10 protein-coding genes, 2 tRNA genes and 2 pseudogenes are annotated in these 17,266 nt (G+C 65.9%); 5 read left to right on the forward strand and 9 right to left on the reverse strand.

Going from position 1 to position 17,266, the window contains the following annotated elements; translation table 11 throughout:
* Positions 1-347: NAD(P)H-hydrate dehydratase (locus tag G3N61_RS33035; protein WP_277405127.1), on the forward strand; the 347-nt coding region annotated here is incomplete at its 5' end.
* A 111-nt stretch (positions 348-458) separates the two neighbouring features.
* Complete coding sequence (gene pgi / locus G3N61_RS33040) at positions 459-2,081, forward strand: glucose-6-phosphate isomerase (RefSeq protein ID WP_089450760.1); 1,623 nt, start codon at positions 459-461, stop codon at positions 2,079-2,081.
* 68 nt (positions 2,082-2,149) lie between these two features.
* On the opposite strand, the gene G3N61_RS33045 is transcribed toward pgi, so the two are convergent.
* Positions 2,150-2,863 carry an ABC transporter ATP-binding protein gene (locus tag G3N61_RS33045; protein ID WP_043188076.1) on the reverse strand — a complete coding sequence of 238 codons (714 nt, stop codon included), beginning with the start codon at positions 2,861-2,863 and terminating at the stop codon, positions 2,150-2,152.
* On the opposite strand from G3N61_RS33045, the gene G3N61_RS33050 reads away from it, so the two are divergent.
* Positions 2,862-3,533: an arylesterase gene (locus tag G3N61_RS33050; RefSeq protein WP_205824491.1), complete on the forward strand. Its 672-nt coding sequence runs from the start codon at positions 2,862-2,864 to the stop codon at positions 3,531-3,533. The two genes, G3N61_RS33045 and G3N61_RS33050, sit on opposite strands and share 2 nt — an antisense overlap.
* 70 nt (positions 3,534-3,603) lie before the next feature.
* On the opposite strand, the gene G3N61_RS33055 is transcribed toward G3N61_RS33050, so the two are convergent.
* The 7 genes from G3N61_RS33055 to tig all read right to left on the reverse strand — a co-directional run bounded on the left by G3N61_RS33055 (position 3,604) and on the right by tig (position 12,578).
* Positions 3,604-5,538, reverse strand: coding sequence for a SurA N-terminal domain-containing protein (locus G3N61_RS33055; protein ID WP_043188070.1), 1,935 nt, complete (start codon positions 5,536-5,538; stop codon positions 3,604-3,606).
* 461 nt (positions 5,539-5,999) lie between these two features.
* Positions 6,000-6,076: transfer RNA gene (locus tag G3N61_RS33060), tRNA-Asp, on the reverse strand.
* A gap of 23 nt (positions 6,077-6,099) precedes the next feature.
* A tRNA-Val gene (locus G3N61_RS33065) sits at positions 6,100-6,175 on the reverse strand.
* Positions 6,176-6,380: 205 nt separating this feature from the next.
* Positions 6,381-8,804 carry an endopeptidase La gene (gene lon, locus G3N61_RS33070; protein WP_011352361.1) on the reverse strand — a complete coding sequence of 808 codons (2,424 nt, stop codon included), beginning with the start codon at positions 8,802-8,804 and terminating at the stop codon, positions 6,381-6,383.
* 197 nt (positions 8,805-9,001) lie between these two features.
* On the reverse strand, positions 9,002-10,273 hold the full coding sequence (clpX, locus tag G3N61_RS33075) for an ATP-dependent Clp protease ATP-binding subunit ClpX (RefSeq protein WP_043188067.1): 1,272 nt from the start codon (positions 10,271-10,273) through the stop codon (positions 9,002-9,004).
* A gap of 164 nt (positions 10,274-10,437) precedes the next feature.
* Positions 10,438-11,091 (reverse strand): ATP-dependent Clp endopeptidase proteolytic subunit ClpP, encoded by a 654-nt coding sequence (gene clpP, locus G3N61_RS33080; RefSeq protein ID WP_010092137.1) that lies wholly within the window; start codon positions 11,089-11,091, stop codon positions 10,438-10,440.
* A gap of 140 nt (positions 11,092-11,231) precedes the next feature.
* A complete protein-coding gene (gene tig, locus G3N61_RS33085) occupies positions 11,232-12,578 on the reverse strand; it encodes a trigger factor (RefSeq protein WP_043188061.1) in 1,347 nt (448 codons plus the stop codon).
* 332 nt (positions 12,579-12,910) lie between these two features.
* Between tig and G3N61_RS33090 the strand changes: the two genes are divergently transcribed.
* Together G3N61_RS33090 and G3N61_RS33095 are read left to right on the forward strand one after the other, a co-directional pair.
* A complete protein-coding gene (locus tag G3N61_RS33090; RefSeq protein ID WP_277405128.1) occupies positions 12,911-14,701 on the forward strand; it encodes a glycerate kinase in 1,791 nt (596 codons plus the stop codon).
* Positions 14,698-17,145 (forward strand): annotated as a pseudogene (locus tag G3N61_RS33095) (UvrD-helicase domain-containing protein); the annotation flags it as partial. The gene G3N61_RS33090 and the pseudogene G3N61_RS33095, both read left to right, overlap by 4 nt.
* On the opposite strand, the pseudogene G3N61_RS33100 reads toward G3N61_RS33095, so the two are convergent.
* Positions 17,141-17,266 (reverse strand): annotated as a pseudogene (locus G3N61_RS33100) (MlaA family lipoprotein); the annotation flags it as partial. The pseudogenes G3N61_RS33095 and G3N61_RS33100 overlap by 5 nt on opposite strands.

The following is a 17,266-nucleotide window of genomic DNA, read 5'->3' on the forward strand; positions in this document are numbered from 1 at the left end:
CCGCGCAGGCGCTCGCCGCGCGCCATGCCGCCATCGTCGTGCTGAAAGGCTCGGGCACGGTGATTGCGGCGCCCGACGGCCGCGTGACGATCAATCCGACCGGCAACGCGGCGCTCGCCACCGGCGGCACCGGCGACGTGCTCGGCGGCCTGATCGGCGCGTTGCTCGCGCAGCGCGTCGCGCCGTACGAAGCGGCGCTCGCAGGCGTCTATCTGCACGGCCTCGCGGCCGACACGCTGACCGCAAACGGCACGGGCCCGGCCGGACTCACGGCCGGCGAACTCGCGCCGATGGTGCGCACGCTGATCAATCGCCTTTTTTATGCGTCGCCGCGCGCCGACACATAACGCCGCTATACTGACTGCCCCGCCGCACGGCGGGCCCTCTCGTCCGCCGGCCTTCCGATCACGATGAGCCGGCGCGGCATTCCTCCCGATTCACGCTTCACTCGAACCGCCATGACGCTGAAATCGCTCCCCGCCTGGACTGCCCTTCAATCCCACTTCGAGCAGATCCGCCACGCCCGGCTGCGCGACTGGTTCGCACCGGAAAACGATCGCACGCCGACCCGTGCCGAACGCTTCACGCTCGCGGGCGGCGGCCTCGCAGCCGATTTCTCGAAGAACCGCATCAACGACGACACGCTGCGCCTGCTCGTGCAGCTCGCGCGCGACGCGGGCGTCGAAGCACGCCGCGATGCGATGTTCGCGGGCGACATCGTCAACCCGACCGAAGGCCGTGCCGCACTGCACACCGCGCTGCGCGCGACCGATCCGCAAGCGCCGTTCCATGCACAGATCAGCGCCGAGCGCGCAAAGATGGCGACCTTCGCGCGCGCCGTGCGCAGCGGCACGTGGACGGGCTACACCGGCAAGCGCATCCGCCACGTGATCAACATCGGCATCGGCGGCTCCGATCTCGGGCCGAAGATGGTCGTGCATGCGCTGCACCACGTCGCCACGCCCGAAATCTCCACGCATTTCGTGTCGAACGTCGACGGCGCCGATCTCGCACGCGTGCTCGAACAGGTCGACCCCGAGGAAACGCTCGCGATCATCGTGTCGAAGACCTTCACGACGCTCGAGACGATGACGAACGCACGCTCGCTGCGCGACTGGTTCGTCGCGCGCGGCTGCCCCGAGGACGCGCTCGCGAAGCACTTCGTCGGCGTGTCGGCGAACCCGGCCGAAGTCGTGAAGTTCGGCATCGCCGCGGACAACGTGTTCGAAATGTGGGACTGGGTCGGCGGCCGCTATTCGCTGTGGTCGGCGGTCGGCCTGTCGATCATGATCGCGATCGGCCCCGAGCAGTTCGACGAACTGCTGGCCGGCGCGAACGACATGGACCGCCATTTCCGCGAAGCGCCGCTCGAACACAACCTGCCCGTGCTGCTCGGCCTGATCGGCATCTGGTACCGGAATTTCTTCGGGTCGCAGAGCTATCTCGTCGCACCGTATTCGGAAGCGCTGCACTACCTGCCGTCGTACCTGCAGCAGCTCGAAATGGAGAGCAACGGCAAATCCGCGCGCCTGGACGGCACCTTCGTCGATTACCCGACGTCGGCCGTCACGTGGGGCGAGCCGGGCACCAACGGCCAGCATGCGTTCTTCCAGATGCTGCACCAGGGGCCGACGATCGTGCCGATCGATTTCATCGCGGTGCTGACCCCCGAGCATCCGCTCGCGAGCCATCATCCGAAGCTGCTGGCGAACTGCTTTGCGCAGAGCGAGGCACTGATGCTCGGCCGCACGCTCGACGAAGCGCGCCAGGTCGCGGGGCCGGGCAAGGAAGCGCTCGCGCCGCACCTGACGTTCCCGGGCAACCGCCCGACGACGACGCTGCTCGTCGACGCGCTGACGCCGCGCACGCTCGGCGCGCTGATCGCACTGTACGAACACAAGGTGCTCGTGCAGGCAACGGTGTGGGACATCAATCCGTTCGACCAGTGGGGCGTCGAGCTCGGCAAGATTCTCGGCAAGGTGGTGGAAGCCGACCTGTCGGCCGAGTCGGTCGATCCGGCGAAGCACGACTCGTCGACCACCGCGCTGATCGAGCGCGCCCGCGCGGCGCTGAAACGCTGACGCACTGACGCAACGGCGTCATGCCGATGCCGGCCGCGCAGCCCTGCCTGCACGGTCGGCCGAAAAATTCAGGCGCCGCGCGACGCGGCTTGCGGTGCGACGATGCGCCCGGCGTCGAGCGTCACCGTCGTCGCGCAGCGGCGCGCGAGTTCGGCATCGTGCGTGACGAGCACGAGCGTCGCACCGTGCGTGCGGTTGAGTTCGAACATCAGGTCGATGACCGCATGGCCGGTGGCCGCATCGAGGCTGCCGGTCGGCTCGTCGGCGAACAGGATCGCCGGGCGCGTGACGAATGCGCGCGCAAGCGCGACGCGCTGCTGCTCGCCCCCGGACAACAGCTTCGGATAATGCGCGGTGCGTTCGCCGAGACCGACCTGCACGAGCAGCGCCCGGGCACGATCGGCTGCGTCGCGCGCGCTGATGCCACCCTGCAGTTCGAGCGGCAGCATCACGTTCTCGAGCGCCGTCAGGTGCGGCATCAACTGGAACGACTGGAACACGAACCCGACTGAGCCATTGCGCAGCGCGGCGCGCGCATCCTCGTCGAGCTGGTCGAGCGCACGACCGAGCAGGCGAACCGTGCCGCTCGTCGCGCTGTCCAACCCCGCAAGCAGGCCGAGCAGCGTCGATTTGCCCGACCCCGACGCGCCGACGATCGCGAGGCTGCTGCCCGGCGTCACGGCAAGCGTGATGCCGTCGAGGATCGTCAACTCGCCCGTTGCATCCGCAACCCGCTTGCACACGTCATGGACTTCGATGATCGGATCGGTAATCTTGAACATGGACACGACATTTCGCTGGAAAAGACGCGCGGCGGTCGCCGCGCTGCTGGGCACCCTGCTCGCCGCCACCGTGCCGGCACGCGCGGCGACGACGCCCGTGACATCGGGCCAGCCCGTGATCGTCGTGCTCGGCGACAGCCTGTCGGCCGAATACGGGCTGCCGCGCGACACCGGCTGGGTGGCTTTGCTGCGGCAACGGCTCACGACCGAGCGAATCGATTATAGCGTCGCGAACGCCAGCGTCAGCGGCGACACCACGAGCGGCGGCCGTGCGCGCCTGCCCGCGGTGCTGCAGCGACTCAGGCCGTCGATCGTCGTCGTCGAGCTCGGTTCGAACGATGCGCTGCGCGGCGTGCCGCTCGCGACGACCGAGCAGAACCTGCGCGACATCATCGCCGGCGCGCGACAGGCGCGGGCGAAGGTCGTGCTGGTCGGCATGTACGTGCCGCCCAACTACGGCCCCGACTACACGCAGAAGTTCCACGCCGTCTATACGCGGCTGTCGAAGGATCTCGGCGTGCCACTCGTGCCGTTCCTGCTGGCCGGCATCGAGAACAAGCCCGAGATGTTCCAGGCCGACCAGATGCACCCTGCACAGCAAGCGCAGGGCATTCTGCTCGACAACGTGTGGCCGACGCTGAAACCACTGCTCGGCAAGCCGCGCGGCTGACGAGCAGCCGTCGCTGGAAAACAAAAAGCCCCGCATGAAGCGGGGCTTTTTGTTGCGTGCGAAACGACTATCAGTTGTCGCCGTTCTGCGACTGGCTGGCCGTCGAGCCGTACAGCTTCACCTTCGAGCGATCGCGCAGCGCGGTGAGATACGCTTCGCCTTCGCTCTGTGCGTCGACCTGCGCCATCTGCTGCTGCGCGGCCGCCAGTTGCTGCGGATCGACCGCCGAACCCGGGATCACCGCGTTCACGCGGTAGATCGCATAGCCGTCCGCGCCGAGATCGACACCGACGTAGGCCGGCAGCGTCTTCGCGTCGACCTTGTAGACGGCGCTCAGCGCAGCCGGCGTCAGGCCCTGCGACTGCGTGCGCGACACCTTCTGCGCGGCCGCGAACCCGTCGGTCGACTTCGACTTCTGCAGTTCGGCGAGCTTCGCCGCACCGTCCTTCTTCGCGAGTTCCGCGGCCTGCTCGGCGACGACCTTCTGACGCACGACGTCCTTGATCGCGTCGAGCGCGGGCACGGCAGCCGGCTTGTAGTCGGTCACGCGCGCCGAGATCAGCGTGTTGTTGCCGACGTCGATCGCCTGCGTGTTGTTCTGGCTCTTCACCGAGTCGGTGGCGAACACGGCGGCCAGGAACTTCGGATTGTTCAGCGGGCTCGTCGGCGGCAGTTGCGGATTCGGCGTCGGCGTGACGGTAGCCGTCTGGATCGTCAGCTTGTACTTGTCCGCTGCCGGCTGCAGCGTCTTCGCCTTTTCGTAGACGGTGGACGTGAACCCTTCCGCGTTGTCCGTGAACGCCTTCGATGCGTACTGCTGCTTCAGGTCGGCTGCGATCTGATCCTTCACGTCCGCGAACGGCTTGACGGCCGCCGGCTTCACTTCCGTGGCCTTCAGGATGTGGAAGCCCAGATCCGACTGCACGACACCGCTCACGTCGCCCTGCTTGAGCGCGAACGCGGCATCGTCGAACGCCTTGCCGCCCGCCGTGGAGCCGGGCGTGATGAAGCCGAGGTCGCCGCCCTTCGCGGCCGACGGTGCGTCCTGCGAGCTCTTCTGCGCGATCTGCGCGAACTGGTCCGGATGCGCCTTCACGTCGGCCAGCAGTTGCTCGGCCTTCGTCTTCGCTGCCGCCTTGTCGGCCGCGCTGGCGCTGCCCGCTGCGGCGATGAAGATGTGGCTCACGCGAACCTGCGCTTCGGTGCGGAAGTGCGTCGGGTTGTCGTCGTAGAACTTCTTGATGTCCGCGTCGGTCGGCTGCGCGCTCGCAGCCGCTGCGGCCGGCGAATAGACGAGGTACTGGATCGTCGCGGTTTCCGGCGTCGCGAAGCTCTGCTTGTGCGCGTCATAGTACGCGGTGAGCTGTGCATCGGTCGGCTGGACCTTCGCGGCGAAGTCGCTCGTCTTCAGCACGAGCGGCTGCACTTCGCGCTGCTGCGCGGCGAGTTCGGACAGGCGTTGCGCGAGGCTCTTCGGCGTGAACGCGCTCGATACGATGCTGGCCGGAATCTGCTGCAGCGAGAGGCTGTAGCGCACGCGCTCCTGATACTGCTCGGGCGTCATCCCCTGGAACGACAGCAGTTGCGCATAGCGCTCGACGTCGATCGAACCGTCGGGCTTCTTCAGCGACGCGATCATCGGGTCGCTCATCAGCGCTTCGCGCACGGCGTTGTCGGATGCGGTCAGGTGCAGACGTTGGGTCTCGTCGGCCAGCACGCGCTGCTGGATCAGGCCGTCGAGCACCTGCTTGCGGTGCTCGGGCGTATCGAACATCTTGATGTCGAACTGCCCGCCGAGTGCCTGGCGCGCCTGGTCGATCTGCTGGCGGAACGCGCCGTCGAATTCGACCCGCGTGATCTTGTGCCCGTTGACTGCCGCGACGTTCGCGCTATCGTCGAAGAAGCCGCGGAAGCCTTGGATCCCGACGAAACCCAGCCCCGGCAACACGATCAGGAGCAGGAGCGCCATCATCAGGCGCTGGTGATTACGGAAGAAATCGAGCATGCGTGACGGGAAAATTGGACAAAACGACCGATATTACAACATACGGGGTGGGACGGGAGAAAAGCAGACATGCTGTGGGCGAGTACGACGCGACAACCAGGCGCACAAAACAAAAATGCCCGCGTAACGCGGGCATTTTCGCTTGAGCGGCGAAGCGGACCGAAGTCGCCCTCCTGCGGGGCACCTCTTCCACTCCGCAGCCACGCGCCCGACAACAGGCGCACCGGACAACGCAAATGAAAAAGCCCGCACAAGGCGGGCTTCTTCATTTTTCTGGCGGAGCGGACGGGACTCGCCTACATCCCGCAGGCCGCGGCTGCGCTTGCAAGCGCAGCCCTTCGAGTTCCGCCGGAAGCCGCGCAGGCGGCTTCCTCCGCTCCACAGCCACGCGCCCGACAACGGGCGCAACAACTGAACGCACAAACGAAAATGCCCGCACAAGGCGGGCACTTTCGTTTGTTTGGCGGAGCGGACGGGACTCGAACCCGCGACCCCCGGCGTGACAGGCCGGTATTCTAACCGACTGAACTACCGCTCCTTGGTCTGGCTGAATCAGGAAACTGGTGGGTGCTGAGGGGTTCGAACCCCCGACCTACGCCTTGTAAGGGCGCCGCTCTACCAGCTGAGCTAAGCACCCGTTTCCGATTCGTTCTGGCTGCGATCTGCGCTTCGGCATCAACAACCAGCGAGCCCGCAAGTTTAATTCATCCCCGATCATTTTGCAAAGCCCTGACGTGAATTTTTTTAAACGCTCACACACACGATTCCGACACGCATAAAAAAACCCGCGGCCACGCCGCGGGTTTCGTGAACAACCGTCAGGAAGGACGGTGCCCCAATGCTTAGTGCTTGACGAATTCCGTCGAGCCGGCATCCTTCGCCGCATCGGCGACCGGTGCCGCCGCCTTCGCCTCTTCTTCCGGCGGCAGCGGGGTCGGCGAACGCTCGAGCGCGAGTTCCAGTACCTTGTCGATCCAGCGGACCGGCACGATCTCGATCGCGTTCTTCACGTTGTCCGGAATCTCGGCGAGATCCTTCACGTTCTCTTCCGGGATCAGCACGAGCTTGATGCCACCGCGATGCGCGGCGAGCAGCTTCTCCTTCAGGCCACCGATCGGCAGGACTTCACCACGCAGCGTGATTTCGCCCGTCATCGCGACATCGGCACGCACGGGGATACCCGTCAGCACCGACACCAGCGCGGTCGTCATCGCACCGCCGGCGGACGGACCGTCCTTCGGCGTCGCGCCTTCCGGCACGTGGATGTGGATGTCCTGCTTCTCGAATGCTTCGTCCTTGATGCCGAGACGACGCGAACGCGAGCGCACGACCGAACGTGCTGCCTCGACCGACTCCTTCATCACGTCGCCGAGCGAACCGGTACGGATCACGTTGCCCTTGCCCGGCATCACCGCGGCTTCGATCGTCAGCAGATCGCCACCGACTTCCGTCCACGCGAGGCCCGTCACCTGACCGACCTGGTTTTCCTTCGCCGCGAGGCCGAAGTCGTACTTGCGCACGCCGAGGAACGTATCGAGGTTTTCGCCATCGACCTTGATCGCGCCCGATGCCTTCTTCAGCAGCAGCATCTTCACGACCTTGCGGCAGATCTTCGACACTTCACGCTCGAGCGAACGCACACCGGCTTCGCGCGTGTAGTAGCGGATGATGTCGCGGATCGCCTGTTCGGTGACCTCGATCTCGCCTTCCTTCAGCCCGTTGTTCTTCTTCTGCTTCGGCAGCAGGTAACGCTGGGCGATGCTGACCTTCTCGTCTTCCGTGTAACCCGACAGACGGATCACTTCCATCCGGTCGAGCAGCGGCGGCGGGATGTTCAGCGAGTTCGACGTCGCGACGAACATCACGTCCGACAGGTCGAAGTCGACCTCGATGTAGTGGTCGGCGAACGTGTGGTTCTGTTCCGGATCGAGCACTTCGAGCAGCGCCGACGACGGATCGCCGCGGAAATCCATGCCCATCTTGTCGACTTCGTCGAGCAGGAAGAGCGGATTGCGCACGCCGACCTTCGTGAGGCTCTGCAGGATCTTGCCCGGCATCGAACCGATGTACGTACGACGGTGGCCGCGGATCTCGGCTTCGTCACGCACGCCACCGAGCGCCATCCGGACGAACTTGCGGTTCGTCGCACGGGCGATCGACTGGCCAAGCGAGGTCTTGCCGACGCCCGGGGGCCCGACGAGGCACAGGATCGGTGCCTTGACCTTGTCGACGCGCTGTTGCACCGCGAGATACTCGAGGATGCGTTCCTTGACCTTCTCGAGGCCGAAGTGATCCTCGTCGAGCACCTGCTCGGCGTTCGACAGGTCGTTGTTGACCTTGCTCTTCTTGCGCCACGGCAGGCCGATCAGCGTGTCGATGTAGTTGCGCACGACGGTCGCTTCCGCGGACATCGGCGACATCAGCTTCAGCTTCTTCAGCTCGGCGTCGGCCTTCTTCTTGGCTTCCTTCGGCATGCGCGCGGCGTTGATGCGCTTCTCGAGTTCCTCGAGATCGGCACCCTCTTCGCCTTCGCCCAGTTCCTTCTGGATCGCCTTGACCTGTTCGTTCAGGTAGTACTCGCGCTGGCTCTTTTCCATCTGGCGCTTCACGCGCCCGCGGATGCGCTTTTCGACCTGCAGGATGTCGATTTCGGCTTCGAGCTGCGCGAGCAGGTGCTCGAGGCGCTCGATGACCGGGAACATCTCGAGGATGTGCTGCTTCTGGTCGAGTTTCAGCGGCAGGCGCTCGGCGATCATGTCGGCGAGACGGCCTGCTTCGTCGATGCCCGACAGCGACGTGAGGATCTCCGGCGGGATCTTCTTGTTCAGCTTCACGTACTGGTCGAACTGCGACACGATCGCACGGCGCAGCGCTTCCGTTTCAGCGCTGTCGGCATGATCGGGCTCGAGCGGCATCACTTCGCAGGAGAATTGCGTTTCCTGCTCTTCGATCGACAACGCCTTCGCGCGCTGCAGGCCCTCGACGAGCACCTTCACGGTGCCGTCCGGCAGCTTCAGCATCTGCAGGATGTTGGCGATACAACCGACCTCGTACATGTCCTTTTCGGTCGGTTCGTCCTTGGCCGCGGTTTTCTGGGCGACGAGCATGATGTGCTTGCCGCCTTCCATCGCTGCTTCGAGGGCCTTGATCGATTTCGGCCGGCCCACGAAGAGCGGAATCACCATGTGCGGGAAAACGACGACATCCCGCAGCGGCAGCAGCGGGAGCGTGATGCGTTCCGGCGGGAGAAGTTGGGTGCCTGACATTTCATTTCCCCATGAGTGGAATCAATTGTTCGGTAATTGAGGCCGCCACAACGAATTGCAAGCCTTCAAGTGCGGGAAATATTCGGTAAGAAAGTAACCACCGCGTGTCGAGTCAGAGTTACCCACAAGATAAACGAAAAAAAGCCGCCCACGGTCTCATGAACGGCCTTTTTCGCAGAACATCGTCGGCAAGCCGGTCAGTTCGAACCCGCCACCTTCGGCGCGTCCTCGTAGATCAGCAAAGGCTTGCCGTCGCCTTCGATGACGTTCTCGTCGATGATGACTTTGCTGACCCCTTTCATCGTCGGCAGTTCGTACATCACGTCGAGCAACGCTTGTTCGATGATCGAACGCAAACCGCGCGCGCCGGTCTTGCGGCGGATCGCCTTGCGGGCGACTGCCTGCAGTGCGCCCGGCCGGATCTCCAGCTCGACGCGTTCCATCGCGAACAGCTTGTGATACTGCTTGACGAGCGCGTTCTTCGGCTCGACCAGGATCTTCATCAGCGCAGCTTCATCGAGCTTGCCGAGCGTCGCGACCACCGGCAGGCGGCCGATCAATTCGGGGATCAGACCGAATTTGATCAGGTCTTCCGGTTCCGTTTCGCGCAGCACTTCGCCCGCGTCGCGTTCCTGCTTGCTCTTGACCGTCGCGCCGAAGCCGATGCCGGTTTTCTCGGTACGATCGGTGATCACCTTTTCGAGACCGTCGAATGCACCGCCGCAGATGAACAGGATGTTGGTCGTATCGACCTGGATGAAATCCTGGTTCGGATGCTTGCGGCCACCCTGCGGCGGCACCGACGCCATCGTGCCCTCGACGAGCTTCAGCAGTGCCTGCTGGACGCCCTCGCCCGACACGTCGCGCGTGATCGACGGGTTGTCCGACTTGCGGCTGATCTTGTCGATTTCGTCGATGTAGACGATCCCGCGCTGAGCCTTGTCGACCTCGTAGTTGCAGTTCTGCAACAGCTTCTGGATGATGTTCTCGACGTCCTCGCCGACATAGCCGGCTTCGGTCAGCGTCGTCGCATCGGCGATCACGAACGGCACGTTCAGCAACCGCGCGAGCGTCTGCGCGAGCAGCGTCTTGCCGGAACCCGTCGGGCCGATCAGCAGGATGTTGCTCTTCGACAGCTCGACGTCGTCCTTCTTGTCGAGATGCTTCAGGCGCTTGTAGTGGTTGTACACAGCCACCGCGAGGATCTTCTTCGCGCGCTCCTGGCCGATCACGTACTGATCGAGGATGTCGCGAATTTCCTGCGGGCTCGGCAGATCCGACCGGGACAGGCTAGCCTCGACGCCGGCGGCAGCCGCCTCGTCGCGAATGATCTCGTTGCAAAGGTCGATACATTCATCGCAGATGAACACCGACGGGCCAGCGATGAGTTTTTTCACCTCATGCTGGCTCTTTCCGCAAAACGAGCAATACAACAGCTTCTCGCTGTTCGAACCTTTTTTGTCCGCCATGAATGTAGAGCCTCCGGACAGGTAGATGACATGATACGCCGAATGCTCCGAGCGCCGCGCCTAGGGCGCGACCGGAGCCGGCTGGATGCGCTTGCCGCAGATGCTCAGGGCGTTCGGGACGTCGCAGGGGCGCCGCACGAATCGGGGCGGCACCCCACTTAAGCTCACGGGCGCTTCAGCAGCACCTGATCGATCAGCCCGTACGCCTTCGCATCCTCGCTCGACATGAAGTTATCACGGTCGGTGTCGCGCGCGATGCGCTCGACGTCCTGGCCCGTGTGCTGCGCGAGCAACTGGTTCAGCCGCTCCTTCAGGTAGAGGATTTCGCGTGCCTGGATCTCGATGTCGGATGCCTGGCCGCGTGCGCCGCCGAGCGGCTGGTGAATCATCACGCGCGAGTTCGGCAGCGCGAAACGCTTGCCCTTCGCACCCGACGCGAGCAGGAACGCGCCCATGCTGGCCGCGAGGCCCATGCACAGCGTCGACACGTCCGGCTTGATGAACTGCATCGTGTCGTAGATCGCCATGCCGGCCGACACCGACCCGCCCGGGCTGTTGATGTACAGGCTGATGTCCTTGTCGGGATTCTCGCTCTCGAGGAACAGCAGCTGCGCAACCACGAGGTTGGCGGTCTGGTCGTTCACTTCGCCGACCATGAACACCAGGCGCTCCTTCAGGAGACGCGAGTAGATATCGTACGAACGCTCGCCGCGGCCGCTCGTTTCGACGACGATCGGCACCAGCCCCAGCGCTTGCGCCTCGAAACCCTGCGGCGCGTTCGAAGCAAGCATGTCCAGCAATTCAGCGCGAGTGATCATTCAATGAACCTTGTTCGAATGGAAAATTGAACGGAAGGAAGCCGCCCGCTCAATCGCCATATTAATGGCAACCGTGCGCTTGACGTAAAAACGGCGTGCGGGCCGTCGCTCCGACAGCCGGCACGCCGCTAGAGCAACACTTACGCTTGCGCCGATGCGCTCGCGAGTGCTTCGAAGCTCACTTCCTTGTCCGTCACCTTCGCCTTGCCCAGCACGAAATCGACGACGTTGCTTTCAACGACGAACGCTTCCATCTCGGCGAGGCGCTGCTGGTTCGAATAATACCAGCGGACCACTTCCTTCGGGTCTTCGTAGCTCTTCGCGAACTCGTCGACTTCCGCGCGGATCTGCTCCGGCTTCGCTTCCAGGCTGTTCGACTTCACGAGTTCGGCCAGCACGAGGCCCAGCTTCACGCGGCGCTCTGCCTGCTCGGCGAACATTTCGGCCGGGATCGGTGCGTCCTTCGCGTTCGGCACGCCGCGCTGCGCCAGATCCTGGCGAGCCATTTCGACGAGGCGTTGCTGGTCCTGCTCGATCAGCGCCTTCGGCACGTCGAGTTCGGAAATCTTCAGCAGCGCGTCCATCACCTGGTTCTTGACGATCGACTGCGTGCGGCGCTTCGCTTCACGCTCGAGGTTTTCCTTGATCTCGCCGCGCATCTTCGTGAGATCGCCGTCTTCGATGCCGAGCGACTTCGCGAATTCACCGTCGATTTCCGGCAGGTGCGGCCACTCGATCTTCTTCATCGTGACCGTGAATTGCGCCGTCTTACCCGCGACGTCCTTGCCGTGGTAATCCTCCGGGAATGCCAGGTCGAACGTGCGCGATTCGCCGTCCTTCAGGCCCAGCGCTGCCTTTTCGAATTCCGGCAGCATGCGGCCTTCGCCGAGCACGAACGGGAAATCTTCGGCCGTGCCGCCCTGGAAGGCGACGTCGTCGATCTTGCCGACGAAGTCGACCGTCACGCGGTCGCCGTCCTTGGCTGCGGTGTCTGCGCCGCCGTCGCCATGCTCGCCGGCTTCGCCACGTGCGTGGTAGTGCACGCGCTGCTTGCGCAGGATGTCCAGCGTGCGGTCGATTTCGGCGTCGCCGATCGACGTCGTCGAGCGCTCGACTTCAGCCGTCGCCAGATCGCCGATCTTCACTTCCGGGTAGACCTCGAACGTCGCGTCGAACGCGTATGCACCTTCAGCCTGCTCCTGCTTCGGCTCGAAGCTCGGCTGGCCAGCGACGCGCAGGTTTTCCGCGCGGCTGATCGTGAAGAATTCCTGGCCGATCTTGTCGCTCAGCACTTCTGCTTCGACCTGACCCGCGTACTGTTGCGCGACCATCTTCACCGGCACCTTGCCCGGGCGGAAACCCGGCATGCGCACGGTCTTCGCGAGTTTCTGGATACGGGCGTCGATTTCCTTCTGCACGGTGTCTTTCGGCAGGGAAATCGTCACGCGGCGTTCAAGCTTGCCGAGGTTCTCAACAACGTTAGCCATGGCTTCAATCGTCCTAAAATTATTCGAGCGAATCGGGTTTTCCTTGCCGTGCCTGCCTGCGGCGGGATGTGCGTCACATCCACTCGCCGCGCCGGAGCGCCACGCCATCCCTGCACGCGCCGGATGGCTAGCGCAAGCGGCTCGGAGCACGGCTTTGGCCGGAAGAATCGACTATTCTAGCAAACAATTTTCCTCACGCCGCCAGATCAGCGCGACGCACATGCGTCTGCCCCGCATCGGCAGCCCTTTGCACGGCAATGCGCGCGGATCGCCGCTATGCCGAACGCCGTATCCACCACGGGCCCGCCATCCTGTAAGCTCCGATTGAAGGTATGCCGCCGTCGCGGCCGCATTCATTCCTCACACCAATCACGCCTTCCGGAGACACCATGCCGCAACACCCGTCCGCGCCTGTCGTCGTCATCGCGCCCGATTCGTTCAAAGGCTCGCTTTCCGCCGAGCAGGTCGCGGAGGCGATCGCCACCGGCATCCGCCGCGCCCGCCCCGATGCGGTCGTGCGCTGCTGCCCGATGGCCGACGGCGGCGAAGGCACGCTCGACGCGATGCTGGCCGCGATGACGGAGGGGGCGCCCGACGAAGCGTTGCCGGCGGCCGTCGTCCGGGCCGGGCTGGCCGCCGCGCTCGACGATCCGGCGCGCGGCGGGGTGCCGTGGGGTGGCGTCACGTTCTCGTCGCTGACGAGCCTGCGCGGCTTGCCGTATCGCGTCGTCTGCCTGCTCGGGATGGACGATGGCGTGCTGCCGAGTCTCGCGCGCGCGGACGAATTCGACCTGATGGCCGTGTTGCCGAAGCTCGGCGACCGCCAGCGCCGCGACGACGAGCGCAACCTGTTTCTCGACCTGCTGCTCGCCGCGCGCGACCGGTTGCTGGTTGCCTATACGGGCCGAAGCATTCGCGACAACGCACCGTTGCCGCCCGCGGCACTCGTCGACGAACTGCTCGACCATCTCGCGCTCGTCACGGCCGGGCCCGACGCCGCACCGGACGCGGTCGAGGCCGCGCGGCGCGCATTCGTCGTCGAGCATCCGCTGCAACCGTTCGCGGCTGCGTATTTCCAGCCCGGCAGCGAACTCGTTTCCTATGACGCCGAGCGTGCGACGCTCGCGACGCTGCTGGCCGCCGAGGCGTCGCGCGACGGGCCGCGCGAGCTGCCGTTCTTCGCGCAGCCGCTGCCGGCCGAACCGGTCGAGCCGGTTGCATTCACCGAATTCGAACGTTTCTGGCGGCATCCCGCGCGTGCGCTGCTGCGCGCGCGGCTCGGCATCGTGCTCGCCGACGCGCAGGCCGAACTGCTCGACACCGAGCCGTTCGCGCTCGACTTCGCCGGCAGCGATGCGCTCGCCGAGCGCGTGCTGCCGCTGCTGATCGAATCGGACGAGGGCGGCGTGCACGATCACGCGCTGCGCATTGCGGATGCGAGCCCCGAACTGCCGGGCGGCGCGACGGGCGCCGTGTGGCGCGACCAGGCGCTCGGCTCGATGACGCAACTGGCGTCGAACGTGCGCCGCGCGCTGGCCGACGGGATGGAGCGGCGGCCGTTCTCGCTCACCGTGGTGCCCGCCTGGCCCGACACGGAGCAGGCGCTGTTCGGCGCCGACGACGCGCTGTTGTCGGCCGACGCGGTGAGTGCGCCGCTCGAACTGCACGGCACGCTGAACCGGCTCACGCCAGCCGGGCAGATCATCTATCGCTATGCGCGGCCGAGCGCGCGCGACTACCTGTCCGCGTGGCTCGCGCATCTCGTCTACTGCGCGATCGAGCCGGGCGGCCCGCGCCGCACGCTGTGGTTCGGTAGCGGCGGCGCATTCGAGCTGACGCCCGTCGCGGCGCCGCTGGAGCGGCTCGCGCCGCTTGCCGCGCTGTTTCGCGCGGGGCGGCGCATGCCGCTGCGGTTTTTCCCGCGCAGCGCGTGGGCGAGGGTGTCCGACGGCGAAGCCAAGGCCGCGAGCGTGTGGATCAACGAGCGCGTCGTGAGCGAGGCCGACGATCCGGCCATCGCGATCGCGTGGCGCGGCGCGCATGCGTCGCTCGACGAGCCGTTCGGCACGCTCGCGCGGCTCGTGTTCGATCCGCTCGTCGAGCATCTGAAGGAGGTCGCATGAGCGCCGTATCTCAGCCGAAGCAGGCGCTCGAACTCGACGTGTTCGCGTGTCCGCTCGACGGCGTCAACCAGATCGAGGCGTCGGCCGGCACCGGCAAGACCTGGAACATCTGCGCGCTGTATGTGCGCCTGCTGCTCGAAAAGGATCTCGGCGCAGACGAAATCCTCGTCGTGACCTTCACGAAAGCGGCGACCGCCGAGCTGCACGAGCGGATTCGCGGCCGGCTCGCGCAGCTCGCGCATGCGCTCGACACGGGTGACGACGGCGGCGATCCGTTCATCGAGCGTCTGCTCGAAACGACGCTCGGCGAAGACGGCGCGCTCGATCCGGAAACGGCCGCGAAGCGGATCCGGCGAGCGCTGCGCGCGTTCGACCAGGCCGCGATTCATACGATTCACGCGTTCTGTCAGCGCGCGCTGCAGGAAGCGCCGTTCGCGGCTGCGATGCCGTTCGCGTTCGACATGGAGGCCGACGACGCGTCGCTGCGCTTCGAACTGGCCGCGGATTTCTGGCGCACGCGCGTCGAACCGGCGGCCGCGCGCTGGCCGGGCTTCGCGACCTGGCTCGTCGAATCGGGCGCCGGCCCGGCCGCGCTCGATGCGCAGCTCGCGCGCCGGCTGAAGAAGCCGCTCGCCGCGCTGCGCTGGGACGGCGTGACCGAGCCGGACGAATCGGCCGAGGCCGCCGCGGCCGAATGCTTCGCCGAGGCCGCGCGGACGTGGGCCGCCGAGCGCGAAGCGATCGATGCGTTGCTGCGCGTCGCGCAGCCCGCGCTCAACCAGCGCTCGCACAAACCGGAGGCGGTTGCCGATGCGCTGGCTGCATGGGTCGCGCATTTCGCGCAGGGCGACGCGACCGCCACGCTGCCGAAGGCCGCGCTGAAGCTCACGCGCACCGCGCTCGTGAAGGCGACAAAAAAAGGCGGCGTGACACCCGAACATGCATTCTTCGACGTGGCCGACGCGCTCGAAGCGGCCGTGGCGGCGGCCGAGGCCGCGCAGCGCGCGCGCTGGCTCGCGCTGATCGCCGAATGGCTCGACATGGCGCCGGGCGAGCTGGCCGAGCGCAAGCGCACGCGGCGCGTCGTCTCGTTCGACGATCTGCTCGCGAACCTGTACCACGCGCTGTATGCGCATCCGTGGCTGGCCGAGACGCTGCGCGCGCGCTATCCGGCCGCGCTGATCGACGAGTTCCAGGATACCGACCCGCTGCAGTTCGCGATATTCGACAAGATCTTCGCGCCGGGCGGCCCGCTGTTTCTCGTCGGCGATCCGAAGCAGGCGATCTACAGTTTTCGCGCGGCCGATCTGCATACCTATCTTGCCGCGCGCGCACGGGCGAGCGCGTGCTACACGCTCGCGGTCAACCAGCGCTCGACGCCCGCGATCGTCGATGCGTGCAACCGCTTCTTCATGTCGAATCCGCGCGCATTCGTGCTCGACGGGCTCGACTACTACGCGGTGCGTGCCGGCACGCGCGTGCGTGCGCCGTTCGTCGACGCAACCGACCCGGGCCCGGCCGGCGACTTCCGGGTGTGGACGTTACCGGGCGGCGAAGGCACGCTGCTCAAGCGCGACGCGCAGGCGCAGGCCGCCCAGGCCTGCGCGGCCGAGATCGCGCGGCTGATGCGCGGCGCGCGCGAAGGGCGCGTGCGGCTCGGCGAGACGCCGCTGTCGCCGGGTGACATCGCGGTGCTCGTGCAGACGCACCGGCAGGGCAGTCTCGTGAAGCGCGTGCTGGCCGCGTGGGGTATCGGCAGCGTCGAACTGGCACAGGCCTCGGTGTTCTCGACCGGCGACGCCGAGCAGCTCGAACGCGTGCTGGCGGCGATCGACGCGCCGGGCGACCTGCGGCGTCTGCGTGCGGCACTCGCATCCGACTGGTTCGGCCTCGACGCCGGCGCGCTGTGGCGGATGGAGCAAGGCGACGGCGACGCGCAACGTGAAGCTTCAGCGGCCGACAGCGCCGACGCGATGAGCTGGGTCGAGCGCTTCTCGCGGTACCGGCTGTTGTGGCGCGAACGCGGCTTCGCGGTGATGTGGCGCACGTTCACGCGCGAGCTGCGGGTTGCCGAGCGGCTGATGGCCGGTGCGGACGGCGAGCGTCGCGTGACCGACATCAACCACCTGGCCGAACTGACACAGGCACGCGCGTCCGCGCAGCCGGGCATCGCACCGACGCTGCGCTGGCTCGCCGCGCAACGGCTCGACGGTGGCGGCGAGGAAGCGCAGCTGCGGCTCGAATCCGATCGCAACCTCGTGCAGATCGTCACCGTGCACAAGTCGAAAGGCCTCGAATACGCGATCGTGTTCTGTCCGTTCCTGAACGACGGCGGATTGCGCGAGCCGCCCGCGTCCGCGCTGCCCGATGCGCGCGAATATCACGACGACGCGGGCGACGCGGTGCTGCATTACGGGTGCGACGACGAGGCGGCCGCGCACGCGCATTGCTGATCAGCATCTGGCGGCGTTGCAGGTACGCGTTACGTACGAACGAATACTTGTCGAGCGCCGCGGCATCCAGCACGTCGCCCGCGCCGAGCAGGTTCGAACGCGTGTTGACGAG

This window comes from Burkholderia sp. Ac-20349, assembly GCF_017104865.1.
Lineage (GTDB): Bacteria > Pseudomonadota > Gammaproteobacteria > Burkholderiales > Burkholderiaceae > Burkholderia > Burkholderia aenigmatica.